The organism is Acidobacteriota bacterium, from assembly GCA_016196065.1.
In the GTDB taxonomy this organism is placed as follows: Bacteria; Acidobacteriota; Terriglobia; order Terriglobales; family Acidobacteriaceae; genus Acidiflorens.
Window position 1 is genome coordinate 552,313 of record JACPYL010000027.1, and the last position, 6,034, is coordinate 558,346.

The following is a 6,034-nucleotide window of genomic DNA, read 5'->3' on the forward strand; positions in this document are numbered from 1 at the left end:
GCTGGTAGCACAGAGATACAATCCCGACATGCCTGCCGCGCCTTCGCGTTTCATCCTCTCGCTGCCGAAGGCCGAGCTGCATCTTCACCTGGAAGGTTCCATCGAGCCAGCAACGCTACTCGAACTCCGCCAGCGTCACGGAATGGAAGGCGCGTCCCTCGCCGAAGTCGAGCAACTCTACAACTACTCCGACTTCAACGGCTTTCTGATGGCGTTCAAAGACGTCACTGGACACCTGCGCACTCCGGAAGACTACGAACTGATTACGTATCGTTTGATGGAACGGCTGAAGTCGGAAAATGTATTGCATGCCGAGGTGTTTATTTCGGTGGGAGTCTGCCTATGGCGCAAACAGAATTTCCCGGAGATATTTGAAGGCTTGGAGCGCGGCCGCGAGCGGGGCGAGAAAGATTTTGGAATTTCGCTGCTTTGGATTTTCGATGCGGTCCGGCAATTTGGCGCCGACAAAGCGCAGATGGTGGTTGACCTTGCCATTCAGTTTCGCGATCGCAATGTCGTAGCTTTCGGCATTGGCGGGGACGAACTGCAGGGTCCGGCAGAACTATTCAAGGACGTGTACGCCCGCGCATCCGAGCGGGGACTTCATCTCACCGCGCACGCGGGTGAAAACGCTGGACCAGAGTCCATCTGGGGAGCGCTGAATCTCAAGGCAGAGCGCATCGGCCACGGTCTCACGGCAGGGCAGGATCCGGAACTGATGGAGGAACTGTCCGAGCGGCAGGTCCCGATCGAGATTTGTGTCACCAGCAATGTGCGAACTGGTTGCTGCGCCGATCTTTCACAGCATCCTGTGCGGAACTACTTTGATAACGGGCTCATGCTTACTCTCAACAGCGACGATCCCGCCATGTTTCGCACGTCTCTGGCGGAGGAGTTCCAGTTGGTGCAGGAAAACTTCGGCTTCACCGACGAGCATCTTCGCGAACTGGCGCGCAATTCATTTGAGGCGTCGTTTCTGCCCGCAGAAAAGAAAATTCAGTTCCTCGATCTGCTGGATGCCACCGCGCTGCGTTCGTGAGGAAGTCGTTGGTCGCTAGTCGTTGGTCGTTTGCACCGTGCTTTTCGACAAAGACGGGTCGCACCGGCACAGAGAGAACCGCGAACGACTAACGACTAACGACTAGCGACGAACGACCACCGGCGAATCCCTCGCCTATAATGTCCCCGTATGAAACTCGAAGAGAAACTTGCCGAATTGAAGAAGCGCAACGGCCTCGCCGAAGAAGGCGGAGGCGCGCATCGCCGGGAGCGCCAGCACAAAGAAGGCAAGATGTCGGCGCGCGAGCGCATCGAGTTTCTGCTCGACGAAGGCACCTTCGAAGAGACCGACAAACTGGTCACGCATCGCTGTAACGACTTCGGCATGCAGGAGCAGAAATATTACGGCGACGGCTTTATCACGGGCTATGGACGCATCGAAGGGCGTCTGGTCTTTGTCTTCGCGCAGGATTTCACGGTGTTTGGGGGATCGCTCTCCGAATCGAATGCCAGCAAGATCGTCAAGATCATGGACCTCGCCGCAAAAATGGGCGCGCCTGTCATCGGACTGAACGATTCGGGCGGTGCGCGTATTCAGGAAGGCGTGATGTCGCTGGCCGGGTACGCCGACATCTTTCTGCGCAACACTCTTTACAGCGGAGTCGTCCCGCAGATTTCCGCCATCATGGGCCCGTGCGCGGGTGGCGCAGTGTACTCGCCGGCGATCACCGACTTCATCCTGATGGTAGATCACACGTCCTATATGTTTATCACCGGGCCGGACGTCATCAAGTTGGTGACGCATGAAGAAGTGACCAAAGACCAGCTCGGGGGCGCGACTACTCACAACGAGACATCGGGCGTCGCTCACTTCAAGTGCCGCGACGATGCTGAATGTCTGTCCATGGTTCGAGAACTGCTCAGTTTCATGCCGTCGAATAATCTGGAGGACCCTCCGCGGCGGCCGTGCACCGATCCGATCGACCGCGCCGACGTGAAGCTTGATTCGCTGATTCCTGATCAATCGAACCAGCCCTACGACATGAAAGACGTCATCCACTCGGTAGTCGACGACGGCTATTTCTTTGAAGTGCAGGAACACTACGCGAAGAACATGGTCGTCGGATTCGCGCGCCTGAACGGGAAGTCAGTCGGGATCGTCGCGAATCAACCGGCGATGCTGGCCGGCACGCTCGACATCAATGCGTCGATCAAAGGCGCGCGGTTCGTGCGCTTCTGCGATTGCTTCAACATCCCGCTGGTGACGTTTGAAGATGTACCCGGATTTCTGCCGGGAACGAATCAGGAATATGCCGGCATCATCAAACACGGTGCAAAACTGCTCTATGCCTTCGCCGAAGCGACTGTCCCGAAAGTGACCGTGATCACCCGCAAAGCCTACGGTGGCGCCTATTGCGTGATGGCGTCCAAGCACATTCGCACGGACGTCAACTACGCGTGGCCGAGCGCCGAAATCGCGGTGATGGGTCCGGATGGCGCCGTCGACATCGTCTACAAACGCGATCTCGAGCAGGCAGCCAACAAATCCGAAATGCGCCAGCAGAAAATCGAAGAATTCCGCGACCGCTTTGCCAATCCGTATGTAGCCGCGGAACGAGGCTTTGTAGATGCCGTCATCCAGCCACGGGAGACGCGCAAGAAATTGATCCAGGCGCTCGCCATGCTGGAAACCAAGCGCGACAAGAATCCGGCTAAGAAGCACGGGAACATACCGCTGTAAGAAATAGTTGAGGCCCCATGAAATTTTTCTTCTCCTTGCTCGTACTCTGCTCCCTCTCCATCTGCTCATCCGCGCAATCGCCAGACACCTGGCTCGCCAATCTCCCGCAAGCCAAGGACTACGTTCAGAAGCGTGTGTCGAGCTATGACCGCTCAGGCGCCAATGCGGACGCGCGCGAGATTGTTCCCGGTGCGACGCTGACTCTGCTCGACGCTGATGGACCGGCCTCGTGAGTCATCTTTGGGCCACAATCGCAAGCGAAGATGGGAATCACCTGAAGGCTCTCGTCCTGCGTATGTATTGGGACGGGGAATCTACGCCGAGCGTCGAAGCTCCCATTGGCGATTTTTTCGGACTTGGGTTGAATTCGTATTTCCCCTACCAGTCCATCCCGCTTTCGGTCGGATCGGCGAAGGCTCTGAATTGTTACTTCCCCATGCCCTTCCAGAAGCATGCGCGGATCACGGTAACCAACGAAGGGTCACAGAAGACGAACTCGTTTTATTTCAATCTCGATTACCGCGCCTATGCGAGGCCTCTTCCCGCGGATCAGTTGTACTTTCATGCCCAATATCGGCAGGCCGTTCCGGCGCATGGTTGGACGAACGAGTGGAAGACGAATGGAGATCCTGCGGTCAACAATCGTAAGAACTTGAATGGCGAGGGCAACTACGTCTGGATGGAAGCGGCCGGGCGCGGGCACTTTGTCGGCGTGACGATGTCTGTACTGCAAAATCAGGATGGCTGGTGGGGAGAAGGCGATGACATGTTCTTTGTCGACGGCGAAGCGTTGCCTTCGATCAACGGCACAGGTTCCGAAGACTACTTCTTGGGCGCCTGGGGTTTCGCCGACAATTCATTTGCCTATGGTTTGTATGGTGCTCCGGTAAAAGGAGAGGAAATGGCTGGGGCGCACTCGTCGGTATATCGTTTCCATCTCGATTCGCCCATTACTTTCACGAAGTCTCTGCGTGCAACCATCGAACATGGACACGCCAATCATCGCTCGGACAATTTCTATTCCGTGGCGTACTGGTATCAGTCGGAGCCGCACGCCGCTTTCCCCACGTTGCCGCCACTGGAACAGCGCATACCGAAGCTAGTTTTTGTAGGAGGACCGGGGAACTCCAAGTAGTCGCACGATACCGGCGTCGCTCGTTGCCACGCGCCAAATCGACCTCGCCTGTAAACCTTCCTGACGATTTTTCGTCTATAAGTGAGAGGGCGCGCACGATTGCTCCTCCAATATCCAACCCCATGTTCTGGAGATCGATCCCATCCATGAAGATGCTGCCAGTTGTCACCATCGTTGCCGTAGTCTGGCTTGCGACGTCTCCCGTGTCTGTCCTTGGCCAGCCGAAGGCGACTGCCGAGTCTGCTGTCCAGATACCCTCGACCCCCGTGGGAAAGCTGCTTTCCCAGTGGCTAGAGACTTTTAACTCCGGAGACAAGGACACGATCCAGAAATTCCAGGCTGAACATCTGGACCCAGCAGAAGTCAAAGATCCTGCGCGGCGTCTGGGCAGGGAAATGGGGCTGCGCCAGCAAACGGGCGGATTTGAGCTTGAAAAAATCGAAAGCTCCACTGACCGGAAAATTACTGGCATCGTCAAAGAGCAGAATTCCGACAGGCGCGCCCGCATCATGGTCGCTGTGTCCGACTCAAATCCGCAATGGATCGGGGATTTTGACGTCCAACTCGTCGGAGGCCCGCCACAAGCGCAGGGCCCGCCTCCTGCGAAAGTGCCGGTCGATCAGCTCACCAAAGACGTCGATGGCAAGCTGACCGAACTAGCCGCCGCCGATAAATTTTCCGGTGCGGCATTGCTGGCAAAAGACGGAAAAATAATCTGGCAAAAAGCCTACGGCCTCGCCAACCGCGAAGCTCAAGTCGCCAACACCGTCGATACACGCTTCCGTCTCGGTTCGATGAACAAGATGTTTACGGCGGTCGCGATCGCGCAGCTGGTGCAACAGGGCAAACTCAAGTTCACCGACACGCTGGCGCATGCGCTTCCCGACTATCCCAACAAAGATGTCGCCAACAAGATCACGGTTGAGCAAATGCTCACGCACACTTCGGGCCTGGGCGATTTCTTCACTCCGGAATTCGACCAGAAAAAGGATTCGCTCCACGAGTTGAAGGACTACCTCCCCCTCTTCGTCAACAAGCCACTTGATTTCGAGCCCGGCAAGGACTGGCGTTACAGCAACGCCGGTTTTCTGGTGCTTGGCCTAATCATCGAGAAAGTCTCTGGCGAGAGCTACTACGATTACGTCAAGAAGCACATCTACGACGTCGCGGGGATGAAGGATTCGGGCAGCCCTCCGCCGACTGAGAAAGTTGCAAACCTGGCCGTGGGCTATACCCGCGGCGGTGATGAAGGTGAGGACGACCCAAAGGGACCGCTCAGACCGAACACTGGTTCGCTGCCCTGGCGAGGAAGTTCAGCGGGCGGCGGAGACTCCACCGTTGGCGATCTGCTGAAGTTCGACCAGGCGTTGCGAAGCAACCGTTTGCTATCGCCCGAGATGACTCGCCTCGTCACGACTGGCAAGGTTCATCCCCCGCAAATGCCGGAAGGCACACAATACGCTTATGGATTTGGAGAAAAAGTTGTCGACGGCAAGCGCGTGGTCGGCCACAACGGCGGCGCGCCCGGAATGAATGCCGAACTGGACATGCACCTGGATACCGGCTATACCGTCGTCGTGCTCGCCAATCGCGATCCCAGTGTGGCCGTGGATTGGGCGCGGTATATCACGGCGCGCCTGCCTTGACGGCTGCCTCAGGTTCATCTCCGTGCTGGCGAAACTCCTAACCACGGGGGTCACAGAGGACACGGAGAAAACCTGTCGCATTTCCCCGTGTCCTCTGTGCTCCCCGTGGTCAAGAAGTTGATCTCTCTGAGGACGAATCCTATGTCTGGTGGGAAAAACTCAAGGAAGGGCACACGTACAAATAGAGAGTCCCGAGGTGGTGTTGGAATCATTCGTCTCGGCCAGTAGCTCGCGTTTAGACCCTTGCTGACCTCACTCGCAAAGCACCTTTGCAGGTTAACTTCGCGGCGATCTTGCTCGGGCTCCGGGCTCACCGCCAACCGGATAAACCAATCCAACGCCTCGGGACTCTATCCTGCCTTCGACATGGGCTCTTGTTCGCCTCGACCAGCGCTTAGCTATAGACCCTTGCTCGCCCTCTTCAACTCACCTTGCGGTTATTGAAGTGACTTCGCTTGAGCCCCGGACGCTGCACCAACCGGGAAAACTTCAGAACGTGTCAAAGAACGATTA

General features: G+C 56.8%; 5 protein-coding genes. All 5 read left to right on the forward strand.

All coding sequences use genetic code 11. The features are described from left to right. Positions 1-28: 28 nt before the first annotated feature. Positions 29-1,039, forward strand: coding sequence for an adenosine deaminase (add, locus tag HY010_23605; GenBank protein MBI3478726.1), 1,011 nt, complete (start codon positions 29-31; stop codon positions 1,037-1,039). Between the two features lie 150 nt (positions 1,040-1,189). Beyond that, a complete protein-coding gene (locus HY010_23610; protein ID MBI3478727.1) occupies positions 1,190-2,740 on the forward strand; it encodes an acyl-CoA carboxylase subunit beta in 1,551 nt (516 codons plus the stop codon). Between the two features lie 17 nt (positions 2,741-2,757). Continuing rightward, positions 2,758-2,973, forward strand: coding sequence for a hypothetical protein (locus tag HY010_23615; GenBank protein MBI3478728.1), 216 nt, complete (start codon positions 2,758-2,760; stop codon positions 2,971-2,973). Then, entirely contained in the window at positions 2,970-3,875 is a 906-nt protein-coding gene (locus tag HY010_23620; protein ID MBI3478729.1) for a DUF2961 domain-containing protein, read from the forward strand. Before HY010_23615 ends, HY010_23620 begins: the two co-directional genes overlap by 4 nt. Positions 3,876-4,021: 146 nt before the next feature. Continuing rightward, positions 4,022-5,521, forward strand: coding sequence for a beta-lactamase family protein (locus tag HY010_23625; GenBank protein MBI3478730.1), 1,500 nt, complete (start codon positions 4,022-4,024; stop codon positions 5,519-5,521). The last annotated feature ends 513 nt before the right edge of the window (positions 5,522-6,034 follow it).